Source organism: Microvirga pudoricolor (genome assembly GCF_016892705.1).
Taxonomy (GTDB): domain Bacteria; phylum Pseudomonadota; class Alphaproteobacteria; order Rhizobiales; family Beijerinckiaceae; genus Microvirga; species Microvirga pudoricolor.
Map to the genome: position 1 here is coordinate 228,818 of NZ_JAFEMB010000002.1, position 18,944 is coordinate 247,761.

Below are 18,944 nucleotides of genomic sequence, written 5' to 3' on the forward strand. Positions count from 1 at the left end.
TCGATCAGGAGCGCCCGCGCGTCCGGATCATGAAGGTGTCGAAGGCGTATTCGTTGAGCTGCCACCAGGGCAGCACGTCCGTCCGGTAGGCGACGACCGAATCGTAGGCTTTCTTGAAGTCCGCGTTCTTGGCGGAGAGCTCGCCGTAGACCTCGTTGGCGGCCTTGAGGGAGGCTTCCATGATGGGCTGCGAGAAGGTGCGCAGCTCGGCCCCGGCGCCGATCATGCGGCGGAGCGCCTGCCCGTTCACGGCATCGTATTTCTCCAGCATCCATCCGTTGGCGGCGGCGGAGGCCTGCGCCAGGATCGCCTGGTAGGTCTTCGGCAGCTCGTTCCATTTCTGCTGGTTGACCAGGAGGTGGAGCATGGCGCCGCCCTCCCACCAGCCCGGCGCATAATAATATTTCGCGACCTTCAGAAAGCCGAGCTTCTCGTCGTCATAGGGGCCCACGAATTCGGCCGCGTCCAGGGTGCCGCGCTCCAGCGCCGGGTAGACGTCGCCAGGGGCGATCTGCTGCGGCACGACGCCGAGCTTGGTCAGAACCGTCCCGCCCAGGCCGCCGATGCGGAACTTCAGGCCGTTCAGGTCCGCGACTTCCTTGATCTCCTTGCGGAAGAAGCCGCCCATCTGGGTGCCGGAATTGCCGCAGGCGAATCCCACGCAGTTGTAACGCGCCAGAACCTCGTTGATGATTTCGCGCCCGCCGCCGAAGGCCCACCAGGAGTTCTGCTGGCGCGCATTGAGGGTGAAGGGCAGGTTTGTGGCGATCGCCAGCGAAGGCTCCTTGCCGATGTAGTAATAGGTCGGCGTATGGGCGCATTCGACGGCGCCGTTCTGCACGGCGTCCATGGCCTGAAGGCCGCCGACGATCTCGCCTGGGGCGAAAACCTGGATCTGGAACTTGTTGTCCGTGGCGTCCGCCACGTACTTGGCGAAGGTCTGGGCGGTTCCGAAGATCGTATCGAGGGATTTCGGGAAGCTCGATGTCAGGCGCCAGCGAATCTCGGGCGCCGATTGGGCGATCGCCGGAGCGGCGACGGTGGTCGCGGCGGCGGCAAGGCCCGCTCCCGTCAGGAAGCTACGTCGTTTCATAGTAGGGGTCGTCATGGGCTTAACCTCCGTCATATTTTGGGTGGTGCGTTCAACGAAACGAAACCGGCTGGTGAGAATGAAACTATCGTCCCTCAAGCAAGGCCGTGACGGCCGACTCGTCGTCGTCTCCCGCGACCTGACCCGTGCAACAGATGCTTTTTTCATTGTTCCGACATTGCAACAAGCCCTGGATGATTGGGAAAAGGTCGAACCCCGCCTGCGCGATCTGGCGGAGGAACTCGAGCACGGTTCGGTTCCGACTTTCCGCTTCCACGAGCACGACTGCGCGTCTCCCCTGCCCCGCGCCTATCAATGGGCCGACGGCTCGGCTTACGTGAACCATGTCGATCTGGTGCGCAAAGCCCGCGGGGCCGAGATGCCTGCCTCCTTCTGGACCGATCCCCTGATGTATCAGGGCGGCTCCGACTCCTTCCTGGCGCCCCGCGACCCGATCCTGATGGACGACGAGGCGCACGGGATCGATTTCGAGGGCGAGGTTGCCGTGATCACGGGCGACGTGCCCATGGGAGCCACCCCAGACGAGGCGGCGTCGCAGATCCGGCTCGTTGTGCTGGTCAACGACGTCTCCCTGCGCAACCTCATTCCGGGCGAGCTCGCCAAGGGCTTCGGCTTCTTCCAGTCCAAGCCCTCCTCCGCCCTCTCGCCCACCGCCGTGACCCCGGACGAACTCGGGGATGCGTGGGATGGCCGCAAGCTCCACCTCCCCCTGCGCTCGACCCTGAACGGCAAGCCGTTCGGCTGCCCCGACGCGGGCACCGACATGACCTTCGACTTCGGAACCCTCATCAGCCACGCGGCCAGGACCCGCCCGCTGGCCGCCGGCACCGTCGTGGGCTCCGGCACGGTTTCCAACCGGGACACGGACGGAGGCCCTGGCCGTCCCATTTCCGAGGGCGGGGTCGGCTATTCGTGCATCGCCGAGCAGCGCACCGTCGAGACCCTCCGAAACGGGTCCGCCACAACCCCGTTCCTGAGCTTCGGCGATACCGTCCGCATCGAGATGAAGGACAAGGGCGGGCACACGATCTTCGGCGCCATCGAGCAGCAGGTCGTCGCTTACGAGCGCGAGGTGTAGGGCCTCCCTTCTCCCGCCTTTCGAGCCGCCGAGGCCAAGCGAAACCTTGACTCCATGATATTGGACGGATAATCCAATATCATGGAAAACAGTCAGGACATCAACGCGCGCATCGCCGGCCGCTTGCGGGGCCTTCGCCTCGAGCAGGGTCTGACCCTGGAAGGACTCGCGGACCGGACGGGTGTCAGCCGCTCCATGCTGTCCCTCATCGAGCGCGGCGAAAGCAGTCCCACCGCGGCGATCCTCGACCGGCTGGCGTCCGGCCTCGGGATCGCCCTGGCATCCCTGTTCGCGGACGAGAAACGTCCCGATGCATCGCCCTTGGCGCGTCATGCCGATCAGACGGTCTGGCAGGACCCCGGCAGCGGCTACCTGCGCCGGGCTCTCTCGGCGCCCGGTTATCCTTCGCCCATCGAGCTTGCGGAAGTCCGTCTGCCCGCAGACGCGCGGGTCGCCTACGAGGCCGCCGCCCATCCACGCGGTCTCGGCCAGCAGATTTGGCTCATCGAGGGCCGATTGGACCTCACGGGCGACGGCCGAACCTTCAGCCTCGAGGCGGGCGACTGCCTTTCCATGCACTTGGACGCGCCGACGATCTTCCACAATCCCGGCCCTCGGGAGGCGCGCTATCTCGTGGCCATCGCCAGGGATCCGCGCCATGCGTCGCCGAGCCACTCATCCTGATGAGGCTTCCATGAAAGAGCACACCAAGGCCCGATCCGTCACCGGGAGCACGATTCGCGTTGCGGCCCTCACCTCGCAGGAAGCCATGTCGGCGATCGGTGCCCTCTCGGCGGTGCTGATGGACTGCGTCGAAGGAGGCGCATCGGTGAGCTTCATGACCCCGCTCACCCGGGAGCGCGCCGAGGCCTTCTGGCGGGGGGTGGCCGATGGCGTGGAACGTGGCGGCCGCCTTCTGCTCGCGGCCCAGGACGAGGCGGACGGCAGCATCGTCGGCACCGTGCAGGTCGTCTTCGCCGAGCCCGAGAACCAGCCCCACCGGGCGGACATCGCCAAGATGCTGGTGCACCGTCGGGCGCGACGGCGGGGGGTGGGCGCCATGCTCATGCGCGCCGCCGAACAGGCAGCCGGCGCAGCGGGCAAGTCCCTGCTCGTGCTCGATACGGTGACGGGAGGCGACGCGGAGCGCCTCTACGCGCGGCTGGGATGGACCAGACTGGGCGTCATCCCGGACTACGCCCTCTGGCCCCAGGGTGGTCTGTGCGACACGACCGTCTTTTACAAGCGGGTCGCGCACGATTGAACACTTCGTCCGAAGGGAAATATCTAAGGTTGCATTAACGAAGTTTTCAACAGTGAATCCGATTGCTAATTCGGGAGATAGACTGCAAACTCAAGTCTAACTGGCGGCCACGATCGGTCTAAAATGCCGATCTATTAACCTAAAGTTGAGGTGGCGTCCGCTATCTCCGGCTCCTAAGTGGCTTGCGGGAGCGTGGCAGGGATTAATGATGGATGAGCCCGACGAGGAGAGGAACTCGTTCTACAGTTTCCTGTCCAGCAGCTGGCTCGGCGTCTGGATCAACCGGTTCGCCTTCGCCTGTGGCTTGGTCTTCCTGATCGTCGCCCTCATCCAAGCCGGACATTGACCGGCCGAGATTCCACGTCGCCCCCCGATTGCCGCGAGTGTGCGCTCGCTCACGCCACCATGGCGGCGATGCCGGTAACGTTGCGGCAGTTGAAGGTTGGCACTCGAGGCCGGACGGCTTCCCGCCGGTTCCCGGACGAAGCGGCGAACCGATGCGAGAAGGAGAGCGCATCATGGAACAGATCCAGTCCCGCGACACGCTGGAATCCGCCGAGAAGGACTTGACGTCCTACGAACGCGAACCGGTCTCCGTCTGGGCATTCTTCGGCGTCGGCCTTGCCATCGGGTTGCTGTTCATCTCGATGATCTGACGAAGCGACCGGCATTCCGGGCCTCGACGGCCCACTAACGAGAAAGGGCCGCCCGTCGCCGGGCGGCCCTTTCTGTCGAGAGGATCCTTCTCGAACGGTTGATATCACATCGCCCTGGGAGCAGCGCCGGTCATCGACTGGACGTGATCCAGGTGCATCTGGAGGGTGGGCAGGGTCTCCTTCGCGAAGACCACCATCTGGGCGTCGTCACCCGTGTTGGAATAGCTCGTGAACAGGGCCACGGCCTCCTGGTGCGCCGCAAGCTGGGCCTGGAGATAGGCGGCGTTGAAGTCGGATGCCGTGCGGACGCTGTCGAGCATGGCCTGATGCTTGTCGTTCAGCATCGGACGCGGCGGCGTGATGCCCGAAGCGCGGGCGGCGGCCATCATCTTGCGGCCGGCCATGTTGTGGTCCCGGATCATCTGCTGCGCGAAGCGGCGCACCTCGGGGTCGCGCGAGCGCTGGAGGGCCAAGCGGCTCGACTGGATCTCGAAGGTGTTCGATGAGGTCGCCGACGGCACGAACTGGGCCGTCGAGACGACGGCCACGGGCGGCGGGGCGGATGTCATAGGGGTCATGCAGCCGGCGAGGCCGAGCGCCAGGACACCGGAGACGAGGGCAACTTTCAGGTTCATGGGAATTTCCTCACGCGGTTCGACGTTGGGTGTCGAGCGGACACTCAAGAACGGAACAAGATCATCTCCGGTTCCTGGGCCCTGTGAGAAAGTTTTTCTATTGTCCCGCTACCGAACCGGATTGAGCGCCCCAGCCGGCGATTTCGCGACGGGACGCGTCGAGAATCTCCTCGGACAACGCCGGATCGTCGACGGCCCGCGACAGGACCATGGCTCCGACCAATCCTGCCAGGGCAGCAAGAGCCCGCTCCCGCCGCGCCCGCTCCGACCGGCCCGGCATCGCCCTCGCCAGCAGGTCCAGCAAAGGGCGCACTCCAGCCGTGAAAGCCTTGCGAACGGCCGGCCCCTGCCGGGCGACGTCGGATCCGAGCGCCGGCATGGTGCAGCCGCGCCCAGGGTGGTCGCGGTGGGCTGTCGAGAGGTAGGATTCCACGATGGCCGCGAGAGGGTCGGCCGACTGGGCTTCGAGCAACCCCTTCCACTTGGCCTGCGAGCCCGCGAGGGCTTGTGCACAGGCTTGCGCCACGAGGTCTTCCTTGGACGCGAAGTGACCGTAGAACCCGCCATGCGTCAGTCCGGCGCTCTTCATGAGGTCCGACACGCCGATGCCGTCGAAGCCCTTCTCCCGAAAGAGCCGGCTCGCCGCGTCGACGATACGCTGACGGCTCTCGGCCGCCTTCTCCTTGGATACTCTCACGGCGCCGCTCCATCCGGGATCTCAGGGGATTGACAGATTATATGACGACCATCATGAATAAGCAAACATGACGACCGTCATCTAATTTGACGTGCCCTCCCTGGCCGACGGCAAAGGTTGATTGCTGATGCATTCCGCTTCGATTGAGTCGCAGCCGCATGGGGCCGCACCCGACACCGGCTGCATCAAGTCGCGCGGGAGCAAGGGCGCGGGCCCTCCCCCGTTCGTCCTCCCCGCTGCGCCCCTTCGTCCGTCTCGCGAGCTCTCGACATGAAAACCACTGTTCTCTCCCGCGCCCTCGCGCGCCGCCACATCCATTACGGCTGGGCAGTCGCCGGGATGACCTTCCTGACCATGCTGGTGACGGCGGGCGCGGTCGGCGCTCCCGGCGTCTTCATCCTGCCGCTGCAGAAGGAATTCGGCTGGAACACCGCCGACATTTCCGCCGCCCTGGCGGTCCGGCTCGTGCTCTTCGGCCTCATGGGACCGTTCGCGGCGGCCTTCATGAACCGCTTCGGCGTCCGGCGGGTCGCCGTGACGGCGCTGGGGCTCGTGGCCTGCGGGCTGTTCGGCTCCCTTTGGATGACGACGATCTGGGAGCTCGTGCTCCTCTGGGGCGTGGTCGTGGGCTTCGGCACGGGCCTCACCGCCCTGGTGCTGGGCGCCACGGTGGCAACGCGCTGGTTCTCGAAGCGCCGCGGCCTCGTCCTGGGCTTCCTGACCGCGAGCACCGCCACGGGACAGCTCGTCTTCCTGCCGCTCCTGGCGCAGCTCACGGAGCTCTACGGCTGGCGCACGCCCCTGGCCCTCATGTTGGGGCTGATTGCGCTTGCCATCGTGATGGTCCTGGCGCTGATGCAGGACAGGCCCTCCGATCTCGGCCTGCCGCCCTATGGCGACGCGGCGATCATCCCCGCCCCGGCACAGTCCCAGCGCCTGCGGGATCTGGTCACCTCTCCGCTGATCGCCCTGCGCGACGCGGCCGCGACCCGAACCTTCTGGATTCTGTTCGGAACGTTCTTCGTCTGCGGTGCCAGCACCAACGGCCTGATCCAAACCCACTTCGTAGCCCTGTGCGGCGATTTCGGCCTCGCGGCCGTCGGCGCCGCCGGGATCCTCGCGATGATCGGCCTGTTCGACTTCATCGGCACCATCGCGTCGGGATGGCTCTCCGACCGTTACGACAACCGCTGGCTCCTGTTCTGGTACTACGGCCTTCGCGGCCTGTCCCTGGTCTACCTGCCGTTCACGGATTTCACCCTCTACGGCCTGTCCCTGTTCGCGGTCTTCTACGGTCTCGACTGGGTCGCGACCGTGCCGCCCACCGTCAAGCTCACGGTGGAGCGCTTCGGAAGGGAGCGGGCCAACATGGTCTTCGGTTGGGTTTTCGCCGGACACCAGCTTGGCGCAGCAACGGCGGCCTATGGGGCCGGGTTCTCCCGCACCGAGTTCGCCACCTACCTGCCCGCCTTCTTCATTGCCGGCACCCTATGCTTTCTCGCGGCGCTCGCCGTGCTCACGCTCGGACGGTCCGGAACGGAGACGGTTGCGGCCGCACCCGGTCCGGCGCCCGCGCGGGCCTGATGGAGCACCGTCCATGCACGACGAACCCTCTCCAACCCGGCAGCGCATCGTGCACTGGTCGGACCCGAAGGCGGCGGCGCGGGCGGGCCTTGCCCTGGCGGGCATCGACTATCTGAAGGCCCTGGCGCGAGGCGAGCTGCCGCCGCCGCCCGCGATTGCGCTGCTCGGCATCACCCTCGATCGGGTCGAGCCTGGCTTCGTCGTCATGGGTCTTCCGGTCGGCGAGCATCTCTACAACCCCATCGGCACGGTTCATGGCGGCATGATCGCGACCCTGCTCGATTCGGTCATGGGATGCGCGGTCCACTCCCAGGCGCCGTTGGGCGGGGCCTATACCACCCTCGAAATCAAGGTGAACTTCCTGCGCGCCCTGACGGTCGGGGTCGGAGCCGTCCGCGGAGAGGGACGCGTCGTCCATTTCGGGCGCCGGCAGGCGGTGGCCGAGGGGAAGGTGGTGGATGCGGGCGGCCGCCTCTACGCGACGGCAAGCACCACCTGCCTGGTTTTCGAGCAGCCCGGCCGCGCCTGAGAATCCTTCAGCCGCCGAGCTCTTCCCGCAGCATCTCGACTTCCAGCCACCGGTCCTCTGCGGCGGCGAGGTCCGATTGAAGCTTGGACAGGGCCGCGCCCGCCTTCTGGAATCCGGCCGGGTCGCGGGTATACAGGGTCGGGTCGGCCATGATCTCCTGCACCTTGGCGATCTTGGCCTCCATCTCGGCCATCCGCTGTGGCAGGGTCTTGAGATCGTGCTGCTCGTTGAAGTTGAGCTTGCGCTTGGCCTGGGACGCCTCGGACGGAGGCGGAGCCTTCGCGGCCTTCGGCCTCGCGTCCCGCTCGGCCGCCCGGGCCTGAACGCCCGCCCCGCGCTGGGCGATCATGTCGCTGTAGCCGCCCGCATACTCGACCCATTTTCCCTCCCCCTCGGAGACGAGGACGGATCCGACCGTGCGGTCGAGGAAGTCGCGGTCGTGGCTCACCAGCAGGACCGTGCCGGAGTAATCGGTGATCATTTCCTGGAGCAGGTCCAGGGTCTCGAGGTCGAGGTCGTTGGTGGGCTCGTCGAGAACCAGCAGGTTCGAGGGCTGGGCAAGGGCCCGGGCCAGCATGAGGCGGTTTCGCTCGCCGCCCGAGAGCACGCTCACGGGGGTCCGGGCCTGCTCGGGCGAGAACAGGAAGTCCTTCATGTACCCGACGACGTGCTTGGTCTGCCCCCCGATGGTCACCGTGTCGCCGCGCCCGCCCGTGAGCGTCTCCGCCACCGTGGCGTTGGGATCGAGGCTCGCCCGGCGTTGGTCCAGGGTCACCATCTGGAGGTTGGCCCCGAGTTTCACGGTGCCGGAATCCGGCGCGAGGTTGCCCGTCAGGAGGTTGATGAGCGTCGTCTTGCCGGCCCCGTTCGGACCGACGATGCCCAGCCGGTCGCCGCGCAGGAGGCGTAAGGACAGGTTCGTCACGATGGGCCGCCCGTCGAAGGCCTTCGAGACACCATCCGCCTCCACCACGAGGGTACCCGATTGCTCGGCCTCCGCGAGGGTCATCGACACGGTCCCGACAGCCCTTTTGTGATCCTTGTATTGTTGGCGCATGGTGTGCAGGTTGGCCAGCCGCCGCACGTTGCGCTTGCGCCGAGCCGTCACGCCGTAGCGCAGCCAATCGGCTTCCATGGCGAGCTTCCGATCGAGCTTGTGGTGCTCCAGCTCCTCCTGCTCCAGCACGCCGTCCCGCCAGGACTCGAAGGCTCCGAAGCCCTGGTTGAGCCGGCGGGTGATGCCGCGGTCGAGCCAGACCGTCGCCTGGGACAGGCTCTCGAGGAACCGCCGATCGTGGCTGATGAGGATGAGGGCGGAGCGTAAGCCCTTCAGCTCGCTCTCCAGCCACTCGATGGCGGGCAGGTCGAGATGGTTGGTCGGCTCGTCGAGCATCAGGATGTCCGGCTCGGGCGCCAGCACGTGGGCGAGCGCCGCGCGCCGCCCCTCCCCGCCCGAAAGCCGCCTGGGATCTTCCTCGCCCGTCAGGCCGAGCTGCTCCAGCAGATACCGCGCCCGATAGGGCTCGTCCCCGGGTCCAAGGCCTGCCTCCACATAGGCGAGCGTGGTCGGGTAGGCGCTCAGATCCGGCTCCTGGGCCAGGTAGCGGATCGTCGCGCCGGGCTGGACGAAACGGGTGCCCCGATCGGGCTCGATGAATCCGGCGGCGATCTTCAGGAGCGTCGATTTGCCGGAGCCGTTTCGTCCCACGAGGCAGGCGCGCTCGCCGGGCGCGATGGACAGTTCGGCGTTTTCGATGAGAGGGGTGCCGCCGAACGTGAGGGCGACATCCTGAAGGGTCAGAAGCGGAGGAGCCATGACGTGCTCGTGACATCTCCACGCCTGGGGCGCAAGCCCGATCCACCTGTGCAGCGGACCCGGATGGGCCTATCTTTTTACCGCCCTAGTATTCAAGCTTGATGCTCCCAAGCTTCGCCGTTCGAAGCCCATCGACCCTGGTTCTTGAATGAGTCTGACAAGGCGCCTGCTCCTGGTGGCCCTGATCTCGGTCCTGCCGGCGATCGTGATCTGGACCTACACCGAGGTCTCGCTGCGACGCGCGCGAGAAGCGGAGATCAACGGTCTCGCCCTGCGCCAGGCCCAGCTCGCGGCCTCCGAGATCGAGCGGATCTTCGAGGGCGTGCGCAGTCTGCTCGTGGCCGTCGAGGAAGTGCCGTCGGTGCGGGATTTCAACGGGCCCGCCTGCACATCCTATCTCGGCAATCTCCGGGCGAAGGTGCCTTATCTCGACGCCGTGGTCGTGCTCGACCCGAACGGCCTCGCCCGCTGCCAACACGGCTCGGCCACCTACGACGGATTCGCCGACAAGCCGTACTTTCGCGATGCCCTGAAGACGGGCGACCTCGTAGTGGGCGACTTCACCCGCGTGCGTCTGAACGCGCCGTCCACGCGGCCGATCCTGCCTCTCGCCCTCGCGTTCCAGGAAGCCGACGGCAGCCTCGGCGGGGTCGTGGTGGCGGCCCTCGACCTGGATTGGCTCGGCCAGCAACTGAGTGCGCGGGCCGTCCCCCAGGACGGGTCCCTCACCATCGCCGACCGCAACGGCGTCATCATCGCCCGCCAGCCCCTGTCGGAGCGCTTCATCGGGACCCGCATCCCGGACGGCTACATGAGCTACGTGTCGGCTCCCGCGTCCGGGGCCTTCGAGGCCCTGAGCCAGGACGGCGTGAAACGGGTGATTGGCTACGTGCCGGCCACCCTGGCGCGGGGCGTCTACGTCAGCGCCGGGATCTCGTCCAAGGTCGCCTTCGACGGCATCAACCGGGCGGCGAAGCGGGGTTTCCTGCTCATCGCCGCTGCCCTGCTCCTGGCTCTCTCGCTGTCGGGCCTCATCGGCCGGGCGTTCGTGACGAAACCCTTCGACACCATGCTGAAGGCCGTGCGCGCCTGGCGCCGGGGCAATTACGACGCCCGCATCGGCATCCGCCCCGCGGCCGGCGAATTCGGCATGCTGGCGAGCGCCTTCAACGATCTCATGAACGACGTATCCGAGCGCCAGAAGGCGCTCCAGGCCAGCGAGGAGCGCGCCCGCCTCGCCCTCGACGCGGGCCAGATGGGCACCTGGTGGTTCGATCACGACACCAAGACCAGCGGCTGGTCACCGCAACTGGCCCAGCTCTTCGGCCAGCCTTCCGACAAGGGCTCCGTGACGGTTGCCGAGTGGCAGAGCTATCTGCATCCCGACGAGGCGGACGCGGCGGTCGCCAAGTTGCGCGCGTCCGTTTCGCGGGACGGCGAGTACGAGGACGAGTACCGGATCCGGCGGCCGGACGGCGAGGTGCGCTGGGTGAGCGCCCGGGGGCGCACCTTCTTCAACACCTTCAGGCAACCCGTGACGACCATCGGGGTGATCCAGGACGTGACCGCCCGCAAGCTGTCCCAGGACCAGCAGCAGCTCCTGCTCGACGAGCTGAACCATCGGGTCAAGAACACGCTCGCGACGGTGCAGTCCATCGCCAGCCAAACGCTGCGATCCTCGAAGGATTCGGCAACCTTCAAGAAGGCCTTCGAGAGCCGCCTCCTGGCGCTGTCGAAAACGCACGACCTTCTGACCCGCAACTCCTGGCGCGACGCAGACTTGCATGCGATCGCCGAGCAGGAACTCGCGCCCTATCGGCGGGAGAACGGCGGCCGCGTCTTCCTGCGCGGCCCCCGCGTCAACCTGCCGGCCCGCATGGTCATCAGCTTCGGCCTCATCATCCATGAACTCGTCACGAACGCCGCCAAATACGGCGCCCTTTCGAACGCGTCCGGCCAGATCGAGCTGCGCTGGGTCATCGAATCGGCGGAGAGCGGCCGCCCGCAGCTTCGCCTCGTATGGACAGAGACGAACGGGCCGCCCGTGACCGAACCGGCCCATCAGGGGTTCGGATCGCGCCTCATCCGGCGCAGCGTCGAAGGCGAGCTGAACGGTGGCTTGACCATGGATTACGAGCCGGCGGGGCTTGTCTGCGAGATCGTCGTTCCCCTCGACTGATCGGGTCCTACCGAAGCACCCATTTGAGCAGCCTCTCGACGCGCCGCCCATAAGGCGGACGCGTCAGGGCGCTGCCGTTGAACCGGGACTGGTGGAACACCGCCTTGGCATGGCTGAAGGTTCGAAATCCCGCCTCGCCGTGATACGCGCCCATGCCGCTGTCCCCGACACCCCCGAAGGGCAGCTCCTCCTGCACGCAATGCAGAAGCGTGTCGTTCACCGTGACGCCCCCGGAGACCGTGCGCTCGAGGGTCTGGGCGACGGTCTGCCGGTCGTCGCTGAAGAGGTAGAGCGCGAGGGGACCCGGCCGCGCATTGATGTAGGCGTAGGCATCCTCCAGGCTGCGGTAGGGGACGATGGGCAGGATGGGGCCGAAGATCTCGTCCCGCAGGGCAGCCGCCTCGTCCGGCAATCCGGTGAGGATCACCGGCGCGAGGGTGCGGCCCCCAGGCCCGGTTTCGGCGTCCAGGCTCCTGACGCGGCCGCCGAGCCGCCGCGCATCCTCGACGATGCCCAGCAGGCGCTCCCGGTGCCGTTCGCTGATGATCGCGCTGTAGTCGGGATTGCCCTCGAAGGTCGGATACAAGCGCAGGGCCGCGGCCGCGAAGGCGTCGGCGAACGCGGCCTCCTGCGAGGCGTGGACGAGAACGAAGTCCGGCGCGATGCAAGTCTGGCCGGCATTGAACAGCTTGCCGACGGCGATCCGCTCCGCAGCCTTCGCGAGCGGATAATCCGGCCCCACGATGGCGGGTGTCTTGCCCCCGAGTTCCAGTGTGACGGGCACAAGGCGCTCCGCCGCCGCCTTCATGACCTCGCGCCCGACCGCCGTCGAGCCGGTGAAGAACAGGTGGTCGAATTTCAGGCGGGAAAATGCCCTGGCGACCTCCGGCCCGCCCTGCACGACGGCGACCTCGTCGGGCCGGAATAGCTCTCCCAACAGGGATGCCAGCAGAGAGGAGGTCTCCGGCGTCAGCTCCGACGGCTTGATCATCACCCGGTTCCCCGCCGCGATCGCGCCGACGAGCGGCAGCAGGGTGAGTTGCACCGGGTAATTCCAGGGGCTGATGATCCCGACGAGGCCGAGCGCCTGGTAATGCACGCGACCCCTGCCCGGCCGGAACATCATGCCGATCGGGCGGCGCTCCGGCCTCATCCAGGCGCGCAGGTGACGCCGGGCGTGACGGGCTGCCGTCACCACGGGAAACAGTTCCGCCAGCCGGGTCTCATCGGCCGAGCGGTGGCCGAAATCCCGGCTGATCGCCTCAGCCAGGTCCGTGCCGTGCCGGATGACCATGCGGGCGAGGTCTTCGAGGGCCTCAGCCCGGCGCTCCGCCGGCAACGGCCCATGGGCCGCGAGGGCGCTGCGCAGGGCATCGAAGGCGGTCGTCAGATGCTCGTCCGGTTCGGAAAACAATGCGTTCATGCGTCAAGCTGGTTCGAGGCCGCCACGGGCGGATAACTATGGCGCCGAACCGCGAAGGCGAATCCGCGCCGCCATCATGCCTCGTAGACGGCCCTGGCGGCCTTCTCCAGGGCCTGCATCGCCAGGCGATAGGGACCCGGCCCGTGGCTGATGCGGGCCACGCCCAGTTCGCCGAGCCGCGCGGCGGGCGGCGTCGCCTGCCCGGCCATGATGTTCACGGGAAGCCGCGAACCCTCCACGACGCGACCGATCAGCCTTTCGTCGGCGAGCCCTGGGACGAAGAAGCCGTCCCCGCCCGCGTCGGCGTAGGCCCGGCCGCGCTCCAAGGCCAGGTCGACCAGGCGGTCGTCGTGCTCGTCGGAAGGAGCCTGGAGGAAGACGTCCGTGCGGGCGTTGAGGAAGGCCGGGATGCGGAGGGCATCGGCCGCCCTCCTGGCCTCCTTGAGCCGCGCCGCCTGGTCGTCCGGCGCGCGCAGGGACCCGTCCTCCGGGAAACTGTCCTCGAGGTTGCAGCCGATCGCGCCGGCCTGCAAGGCCCGGGAGACGGTTTCGCCCACGGCCCGGGGATCCGCGCCGTAGCCGCTCTCCAGGTCGACGGTGACGGGAAGATCGGAGGCTTCGACGATGCGCCTCAGGTTCGCGAGACACAGTTCGAAGGGCATCGCTTCGCCATCCGCGAAGCCGTTGGCGACCGCGACGGACCAACTGCCGGTCGCCAGGGCCTTCGCGCCGCTGGCCGCCACGATCTTGGCGCTGCCGGCATCCCAGGCATTGAACAGAACGACGGGGTGGCCCGGCACATGCAGGGCCCGAAAGGCTTCGGCGCGCTGGAGTTGGTTCGTCATGGGATCCTCACGGTTTGATGGCTGTGGCAGTGGCCCGGCGCTCATGTTCGAGGAGCCATTGCTTGCGCCAGATCTTGCCGCCGTAACCGGTCATCGACCCGTCCGCGCCGATCACGCGATGACAGGGCACGATAATGGCGACCTGATTGGCCCCATTGGCGCGGGCGACCGCCCGGACGGCGTCGGGGCGGCCGATGGCTTGGGCGAGATACCCATAGCTGCGGGTTTCACCCGCCGGAATCGCCCGCAGAGCCTCCCAGACGTGGGACGTGAACGAGCTGCCGCGCTGGACCACGGGCATGTCGAACGCAAGCGACGCGCCCGCGAAATAGCGCTCGACCTGTTCCGTCACCCGGTCGAGCATCGTGTTCCGCCCGAAGCAGACCGGACCGACGGTCTTGCGCAGGCGGTCGATCTCTCCCGGAAGGGCCGTCCGGTCCGCGAACTCCAGGAGATGCAGGCCGGCATCGTCCGCGATGGCCAACATCGCCCCGATGGGGGTGTCGATCCACCGGGCCGTGAGGATCGACCACAGGGCCATGCGGGCCGGCGGATTGCCGATCAATCCGGTGATGGCCTCCCGGAAGCCGCTTCCGGATTCGTAACCCGCGTCGAGTTGGGCTTCCATCACCGTTCCACCCTGCCGCAGCGTGCCGACGGCATGACCCAGCCGCGTCGAGCGCGCATAGCGGGCGAAGGTCATGCCGTACTCTCTCTGGAACGCCCGGCGCACCGTCGAGGCGTCATATCCGAAGGCCTTCAGGTCGGCGGCGCTCCAGCGCCGCTCGGGCTCGGCCTCGACCTTGCTCCGCAGGATCTCGACGGCGTCACTCACGGGCCTTTTCGCATCCAACGGTCGGCATCTCAGGCATGGGCGAAACCCCGCTTTCTCGGCTGCGTCGCGGCTTCCGAAGAACGTCACGTTGGCGCGCTTCGGCTTGCGGGCCGGGCAAGTCAGGCGACAGAAGATGCCGGTCGTCCGCACGCCCACGAACGCAAAGCCTTCATAGGCCGGATCGCGGGCCAGGAGGGCCGCGAAGAGGGTATCGTCGCTGGGTAGAAACATGCCCCTTTATAACGGGCACCGCGCGCGGGTGTCGCCGAAAAGGAGGCGTCGATTTCGTGAATCCCGTCAGAGAGGGCGTGCCATTCCCCTTCCTCCAAAAAGAAGATCCCGTTTCGCCTATAGGAAGATTATTTGAATCAATTCAGATTCAGAGAGTCTATGAGTCATCTATATGGGACGGCGAATTCTCCAGCTTTGCCAGTGCTTTAACCACTATTGTCGTATTGAACTCTGCGCGACGATGCATTGAACTCGGCGTGGGTGCGTATCGAACTCGGCGTCGGAATCGGGCCGCTCCGCATGGGATTCAGCGCGCCTCCGCATCGGATTCAGCGGGGCCGATCGCGCAAACCTTTGAGTTTTCAGGCCTTGCTGACGGGGCTCTCGCATAGAACTCTGCGCAGGTCCCCTGAACCGACCCGCATGCCGCGCCCAGCCCCCTCGAAGCGTATCGAACTCTGCGTGGATGTGATTCGAAATCCGGATCCGTATCGGACTCTGCGCGCCTGCACCCGTATCGAACTCTGCGCGACCGAAATTTGCCCGAAACCGACTCATTTCCAAGGACTTGGTTAAAGCTTTGGATAACTCCGGATTCTGCGAAAGCCCATGGATCCGACTCGGAATGGGAGTCGTTGCGAGTCAGCGAGCCCGCGTTGCGGCTCAGCTCATCCGAGGACCCTATGAGCATAGACGAGCAGATCGCAACGATCCGTGACGCCGACCTGCTGGCGGAAATCGAGAAAGCCCGCGGACACTTCATGTTCAAGACGCTCGTGGAGCATATCGCCCACAAGCAGGCTCTGCGCGACAAGGAACGCGAGGCAGAAACCGGCCTCGCTCACCGCCGGGCCGCCATGAGCCGCGATCAGAGACGCCGGGACGCCGTGCGCGAGGTCATCGAGAACGAGCCGAGCGCGCCGGACAACATCCAGCACATCCACAGCGTTCTGGCCCTCTGCGGCCTGCCCTACCGGGAGCCGAAGGGCGAGCGGGAATTCTTCCGGGAATATGGACGCAACACCCTCAGCATCATGGCCGGACGCCTGAAGGACCCCCGAACGGGCCAGATGGAGATCCAAGGCCTTCCCTACGGCCCCAAAGCACGCCTGCTGCTCCTTCACCTCTGCACCGAAGCCGTGAGGCAGCGCAGCGCCAAGGTGGAGGTGGCCGACAGCCTGTCGGGCTTCATCAAGCAGATGGGCTTCCCGGTCACCGGCGGCGACCGAGGGACCCTCCGGCAGTTCAAGGAGCAGCTCAACCGCCTGGCGGCCTGCACCATGCAGATCGGCCTTTGGGACGGCGCCGCCCGGTCGAGCACCATCAACGTGCCGCCCTTCCGTCAGCTCGATATCTGGCTGACCGGCAGTTCGGACCAAGGGCTGCTCTGGTCCAACACCGTCCAGTTTCACACGGAATTTTATGACAACCTGATCCAGCACGCGCTTCCGGTCGACATCCGGGCCGCCCGCGCCTTCGCGGGATCGGCCCGCAAGCTCGATATGCTGTTCTGGATGGGCTACCGGCTGCGAACGGTGCAACGACCCCTGCGCCTGACCTGGGACAACCTCCACAAGCAGTTCGGAGCCGACAACGCCAGCCTGCGCAGCTTCAAGCAGGCCTTCAAGGGCGATCTGGCCCACATCAAGGAGGTGTTCCCGCGCCTGCGCGTGTCCCTCGACGACAACGGCATGCAACTCCTGCCGACGGATCCTAGCGAACTCCTGGTGGCGCCAAGACGCGCCAAATCCGAAAAGCCCATGATTTCAGCAGCTTGATCGCGCAGACTTCGATTCGCCCGATCATCCTGTCATGGCTGGGACGTCATCCCGTCGATGTCGATGGTCCAAACTCTTTCAGTGGCCGGCACCTGGCAGCTCGCCCCAGGGGCGTCCGCCTTGCAGGTTCCGTTGGGCGCATCCCACCGGGCGCTCATGACGATGAGCTGCCGGTCCTTGCGGAATCCCTGGATCTCCAGGTTCGGGCCGCTGGCCGAGATCAGGAAATCGGGCTGCCAGTCGAGAAAGTGCGCGAAGAACCGGTCAACGATCTGCATCTGGTCGCCCTTGTCGAGGCCCGCCCCCTTCCAGCGAACCCGGCACGCGCGGCCCGCAATCTCCGGCGCCCGCTTCACGGACCCGGCACTGACGGCCGGCTTCACCCCCAGATCGGCCTCGACCAGCCGGGCCAGCGCCTGGCACTCGTCCTCGGGCATCGCCCTTACCGTCTCGGCCGCGGCCGCGTTCAGGGACCCGCATACCCCCAGCACTGCCAGGGCGGCCCATAGGCTTCTTCTCATCGTCATGCCTCCCCGGCCGCCTTCGACGCCATGGTCGGACCACAGGCCTTCGCCCCCGTTCTAATCGTCCCGGCCGCGCGAGAACAAGCCCGCGGTTCGCCGGGCCCCGAGAAGCCACCCCGGTTTTGTTCGGATGAACTTTCGAAGAGGATTGACCAGCCCAGCGCCAGACCCTAAGAACTCCGGCTACGGAGACGTGGCCGAGCGGCTGAAGGCACTCGTTTGCTAAATGAGCATACCCCAAAAGGGTATCGAGGGTTCGAATCCCTCCGTCTCCGCCACCCCACTTTCTGATCCTGTAGTTTCCTTGCTCAGCAAGGGTTTCAGCGACGATTGGCTGCTTTGACGTTGAACGTTCCCCTGGACGTTTTCAGGGTGTGCCATGGGCAATCTTCCCGCATTCTGTCCCCTTGAGCCGACGTCGGACGAAGGCTGCGACATGCTGGTCGGCTATCGCGATGGCTATTTCGGCCTGCCTTCGCCGGGAATCACGGCTGCGATCGCGTCCTGCTGAGCGGCTTTGGTGTCCTGCCGGAAGAGGACGAGAGCGCCGGCTCGGCTGATCCGCATGCCTTCACCGGCCTGGGATCCCCTGGCGCTGCCGTGCGGCCAACACCAATGGTCCAGACCGAAGGACGGGCCGTATCGAGGTAGGCTCGCCGAGCTGGATCCGGAGAATTCCAACCGCGGGTAAAAGCTTGGCACCGAGACTGGACATTGAATGAGCTGAGCGGAACCATAGAACCGAGGGCACATCCAGTCTTGGGAGGCCCACGTGACCAGGATTATACTGCTTAGCTTGCTGCCAGCGGTCCTTGCGGGCTGTGCGAACCTTTCGGAAATCGGCGACTACGACAAGTCAGGCGGTCAGCGGGTGGCCGTGAGTTGCCGGACTTATACGGTCTACGACCGGCCCGGGGCACAGCAGCCGGCATTCATGGTGATGGCGTACGGGGCAAGCGAGCTATCGGCTGTGTTCTGCCGCCCCGATCCCCCAAGCCGATACCTCGCAGGCTTTGAGAGCGTTCGATACAACGTGGCGGCAAAGAGGTTCCTCGCGGACAAGAAGGCTCCGAACTGCCGAGTGACGAAGGCCACTGAGCTAAGCCTCATTCATACCGAATTCGAATATCGATGCGGTTAGCAAGATCCGCCCTGCTTTGACGGCTTTGCCCACTGCCGCGTCGGAGCCTCTCGGCAGTTCTCATAGGGACTACGCGTCTTTGTCCTGAACGAACCATCACAAGGATCATCAGCCCTTGTTCAGAATACTGGGCCCATCATCTCCTCATCGTCGGGCTATGGGACGACCTCGGAGGATAGGATTATGTCCGTCGCGAAGTGGATCTTAGGTATCGCAGGAGCAAGCCTGCTGTCCGGCTGCGTACAAGCGGCACCCTATCCGGGCTATAGTGCGGTCGACGCTGGCCCTGCTTTCGTTCAGCAGTCTCAATTCTACTTCGATGACGGGCCGCCCCCGCCGCCGCCCTACTATGGACCTCCGCCTCGGGCCTATTATCCTCCGCCGCCTCCACCACCGGTCTACTACGGCCCACCTCGGCGTGCGTACGGACCGCCTCCTGGTGCCTACTATGATGGCCCGCGCGGTCCTGGCTATGGGCCTCGGCCGGCCTACGCCCCCGGTCGCGGCTACGGGCCTCCGAGGGTCTACACGAAAGACCAGGTCCGCGCTTGGAACAGGATGAACGGCTTCTGATCGGAGTCTCCGCGTCAACCGTGCTCATTTTCGTGTCCGCCTCCC

At 66.1% G+C, this 18,944-nt stretch carries 18 protein-coding genes and 1 tRNA gene; 11 read left to right on the plus strand and 8 right to left on the minus strand.

The genetic code is table 11. The annotated features are described in order from the left end of the window. Positions 1-4 precede the first annotated feature (4 nt). Positions 5-1,093 carry a TRAP transporter substrate-binding protein gene (locus ILT42_RS10070; protein ID WP_229428590.1) on the minus strand — a complete coding sequence of 363 codons (1,089 nt, stop codon included), beginning with the start codon at positions 1,091-1,093 and terminating at the stop codon, positions 5-7. Between the two features lie 76 nt (positions 1,094-1,169). Between ILT42_RS10070 and ILT42_RS10075 the strand changes: the two genes are divergently transcribed. From ILT42_RS10075 to ILT42_RS10095, 5 genes are all read left to right on the plus strand, one after another. Further along, positions 1,170-2,189 carry a fumarylacetoacetate hydrolase family protein gene (locus tag ILT42_RS10075; RefSeq protein ID WP_204215459.1) on the plus strand — a complete coding sequence of 340 codons (1,020 nt, stop codon included), beginning with the start codon at positions 1,170-1,172 and terminating at the stop codon, positions 2,187-2,189. 81 nt (positions 2,190-2,270) lie between these two features. Then, a complete protein-coding gene (locus ILT42_RS10080) occupies positions 2,271-2,873 on the plus strand; it encodes a helix-turn-helix domain-containing protein (protein ID WP_204215460.1) in 603 nt (200 codons plus the stop codon). A 10-nt stretch (positions 2,874-2,883) separates the two neighbouring features. Then, the gene (locus ILT42_RS10085) at positions 2,884-3,453 is read left to right on the plus strand and encodes a GNAT family N-acetyltransferase (RefSeq protein WP_204215461.1); all 570 of its coding nucleotides are present in this window, start codon (positions 2,884-2,886) and stop codon (positions 3,451-3,453) included. A 208-nt stretch (positions 3,454-3,661) separates the two neighbouring features. Further along, entirely contained in the window at positions 3,662-3,799 is a 138-nt protein-coding gene (locus ILT42_RS10090) for a hypothetical protein (protein ID WP_204215462.1), read from the plus strand. A gap of 172 nt (positions 3,800-3,971) precedes the next feature. Further along, the gene (locus tag ILT42_RS10095) at positions 3,972-4,109 is read left to right on the plus strand and encodes a hypothetical protein (RefSeq protein ID WP_204215463.1); all 138 of its coding nucleotides are present in this window, start codon (positions 3,972-3,974) and stop codon (positions 4,107-4,109) included. A gap of 104 nt (positions 4,110-4,213) precedes the next feature. On the opposite strand, the gene ILT42_RS10100 is transcribed toward ILT42_RS10095, so the two are convergent. Both ILT42_RS10100 and ILT42_RS10105 read right to left on the minus strand, forming a co-directional pair. Beyond that, complete coding sequence (locus tag ILT42_RS10100) at positions 4,214-4,744, minus strand: DUF4142 domain-containing protein (RefSeq protein ID WP_204215464.1); 531 nt, start codon at positions 4,742-4,744, stop codon at positions 4,214-4,216. Between the two features lie 97 nt (positions 4,745-4,841). After that, positions 4,842-5,441: a TetR/AcrR family transcriptional regulator gene (locus ILT42_RS10105; RefSeq protein WP_204215465.1), complete on the minus strand. Its 600-nt coding sequence runs from the start codon at positions 5,439-5,441 to the stop codon at positions 4,842-4,844. A 270-nt stretch (positions 5,442-5,711) separates the two neighbouring features. On the opposite strand from ILT42_RS10105, the gene ILT42_RS10110 reads away from it, so the two are divergent. Then, positions 5,712-7,025, plus strand: a complete 1,314-nt coding sequence (locus ILT42_RS10110) for an MFS transporter (RefSeq protein ID WP_204215466.1) — start codon at positions 5,712-5,714, stop codon at positions 7,023-7,025. Positions 7,026-7,038: 13 nt separating this feature from the next. After that, a complete protein-coding gene (locus ILT42_RS10115) occupies positions 7,039-7,554 on the plus strand; it encodes a PaaI family thioesterase (RefSeq protein WP_204215467.1) in 516 nt (171 codons plus the stop codon). Positions 7,555-7,561: 7 nt separating this feature from the next. Here ILT42_RS10115 and ILT42_RS10120 read toward each other — a convergent pair whose 3' ends face one another. Beyond that, a complete protein-coding gene (locus tag ILT42_RS10120; RefSeq protein WP_204215468.1) occupies positions 7,562-9,370 on the minus strand; it encodes an ABC-F family ATP-binding cassette domain-containing protein in 1,809 nt (602 codons plus the stop codon). Positions 9,371-9,518: 148 nt separating this feature from the next. Between ILT42_RS10120 and ILT42_RS10125 the strand changes: the two genes are divergently transcribed. After that, a complete protein-coding gene (locus ILT42_RS10125; protein ID WP_204215469.1) occupies positions 9,519-11,549 on the plus strand; it encodes a sensor histidine kinase in 2,031 nt (676 codons plus the stop codon). A gap of 7 nt (positions 11,550-11,556) precedes the next feature. Here the strand turns inward: ILT42_RS10125 and ILT42_RS10130 are convergent, their stop codons facing one another. The 3 genes from ILT42_RS10130 to ILT42_RS10140 all read right to left on the minus strand — a co-directional run bounded on the left by ILT42_RS10130 (position 11,557) and on the right by ILT42_RS10140 (position 14,883). Further along, a complete protein-coding gene (locus tag ILT42_RS10130; RefSeq protein ID WP_204215470.1) occupies positions 11,557-12,972 on the minus strand; it encodes a coniferyl aldehyde dehydrogenase in 1,416 nt (471 codons plus the stop codon). Positions 12,973-13,046: 74 nt separating this feature from the next. Further along, positions 13,047-13,817: an isocitrate lyase/PEP mutase family protein gene (locus ILT42_RS10135; RefSeq protein ID WP_204215471.1), complete on the minus strand. Its 771-nt coding sequence runs from the start codon at positions 13,815-13,817 to the stop codon at positions 13,047-13,049. Positions 13,818-13,824: 7 nt separating this feature from the next. Further along, positions 13,825-14,883, minus strand: coding sequence for a bifunctional transcriptional activator/DNA repair enzyme AdaA (locus ILT42_RS10140; RefSeq protein WP_204215472.1), 1,059 nt, complete (start codon positions 14,881-14,883; stop codon positions 13,825-13,827). A gap of 683 nt (positions 14,884-15,566) precedes the next feature. Between ILT42_RS10140 and ILT42_RS10145 the strand changes: the two genes are divergently transcribed. Further along, on the plus strand, positions 15,567-16,661 hold the full coding sequence (locus ILT42_RS10145; RefSeq protein ID WP_204215473.1) for a replication protein RepA: 1,095 nt from the start codon (positions 15,567-15,569) through the stop codon (positions 16,659-16,661). Between the two features lie 32 nt (positions 16,662-16,693). On the opposite strand, the gene ILT42_RS10150 is transcribed toward ILT42_RS10145, so the two are convergent. After that, positions 16,694-17,182 (minus strand): hypothetical protein, encoded by a 489-nt coding sequence (locus ILT42_RS10150; RefSeq protein WP_204215474.1) that lies wholly within the window; start codon positions 17,180-17,182, stop codon positions 16,694-16,696. Between the two features lie 190 nt (positions 17,183-17,372). On the opposite strand from ILT42_RS10150, the gene ILT42_RS10155 reads away from it, so the two are divergent. Both ILT42_RS10155 and ILT42_RS23065 read left to right on the plus strand, forming a co-directional pair. Next, positions 17,373-17,463: transfer RNA gene (locus ILT42_RS10155), tRNA-Ser, on the plus strand. Positions 17,464-17,564: 101 nt separating this feature from the next. Further along, positions 17,565-17,696, plus strand: a complete 132-nt coding sequence (locus tag ILT42_RS23065; protein ID WP_267874440.1) for a hypothetical protein — start codon at positions 17,565-17,567, stop codon at positions 17,694-17,696. The last annotated feature ends 1,248 nt before the right edge of the window (positions 17,697-18,944 follow it).

What these genes read in the sequence shown, in the direction of transcription:
- ILT42_RS10070 (WP_229428590.1), bottom strand. Translation starts at nt 1,093, where the DNA reads ATGAAACGACGTAGCTTCCTGACGGGAGCGGGCCTTGCCGCCGCCGCG.
- ILT42_RS10075 (WP_204215459.1), top strand. Translation starts at nt 1,170, where the DNA reads ATGAAACTATCGTCCCTCAAGCAAGGCCGTGACGGCCGACTCGTCGTC.
- ILT42_RS10080 (WP_204215460.1), top strand. Translation starts at nt 2,271, where the DNA reads ATGGAAAACAGTCAGGACATCAACGCGCGCATCGCCGGCCGCTTGCGG.
- ILT42_RS10085 (WP_204215461.1), top strand. Translation starts at nt 2,884, where the DNA reads ATGAAAGAGCACACCAAGGCCCGATCCGTCACCGGGAGCACGATTCGC.
- ILT42_RS10090 (WP_204215462.1), top strand. Translation starts at nt 3,662, where the DNA reads ATGGATGAGCCCGACGAGGAGAGGAACTCGTTCTACAGTTTCCTGTCC.
- ILT42_RS10095 (WP_204215463.1), top strand. Translation starts at nt 3,972, where the DNA reads ATGGAACAGATCCAGTCCCGCGACACGCTGGAATCCGCCGAGAAGGAC.
- ILT42_RS10100 (WP_204215464.1), bottom strand. Translation starts at nt 4,744, where the DNA reads ATGAACCTGAAAGTTGCCCTCGTCTCCGGTGTCCTGGCGCTCGGCCTC.
- ILT42_RS10110 (WP_204215466.1), top strand. Translation starts at nt 5,712, where the DNA reads ATGAAAACCACTGTTCTCTCCCGCGCCCTCGCGCGCCGCCACATCCAT.
- ILT42_RS10115 (WP_204215467.1), top strand. Translation starts at nt 7,039, where the DNA reads ATGCACGACGAACCCTCTCCAACCCGGCAGCGCATCGTGCACTGGTCG.
- ILT42_RS10120 (WP_204215468.1), bottom strand. Translation starts at nt 9,370, where the DNA reads ATGGCTCCTCCGCTTCTGACCCTTCAGGATGTCGCCCTCACGTTCGGC.
- ILT42_RS10125 (WP_204215469.1), top strand. Translation starts at nt 9,519, where the DNA reads ATGAGTCTGACAAGGCGCCTGCTCCTGGTGGCCCTGATCTCGGTCCTG.
- ILT42_RS10130 (WP_204215470.1), bottom strand. Translation starts at nt 12,972, where the DNA reads ATGAACGCATTGTTTTCCGAACCGGACGAGCATCTGACGACCGCCTTC.
- ILT42_RS10135 (WP_204215471.1), bottom strand. Translation starts at nt 13,817, where the DNA reads ATGACGAACCAACTCCAGCGCGCCGAAGCCTTTCGGGCCCTGCATGTG.
- ILT42_RS10140 (WP_204215472.1), bottom strand. Translation starts at nt 14,883, where the DNA reads ATGTTTCTACCCAGCGACGATACCCTCTTCGCGGCCCTCCTGGCCCGC.
- ILT42_RS10145 (WP_204215473.1), top strand. Translation starts at nt 15,567, where the DNA reads ATGAGCATAGACGAGCAGATCGCAACGATCCGTGACGCCGACCTGCTG.
- ILT42_RS10150 (WP_204215474.1), bottom strand. Translation starts at nt 17,182, where the DNA reads ATGAGAAGAAGCCTATGGGCCGCCCTGGCAGTGCTGGGGGTATGCGGG.
- ILT42_RS23065 (WP_267874440.1), top strand. Translation starts at nt 17,565, where the DNA reads ATGGGCAATCTTCCCGCATTCTGTCCCCTTGAGCCGACGTCGGACGAA.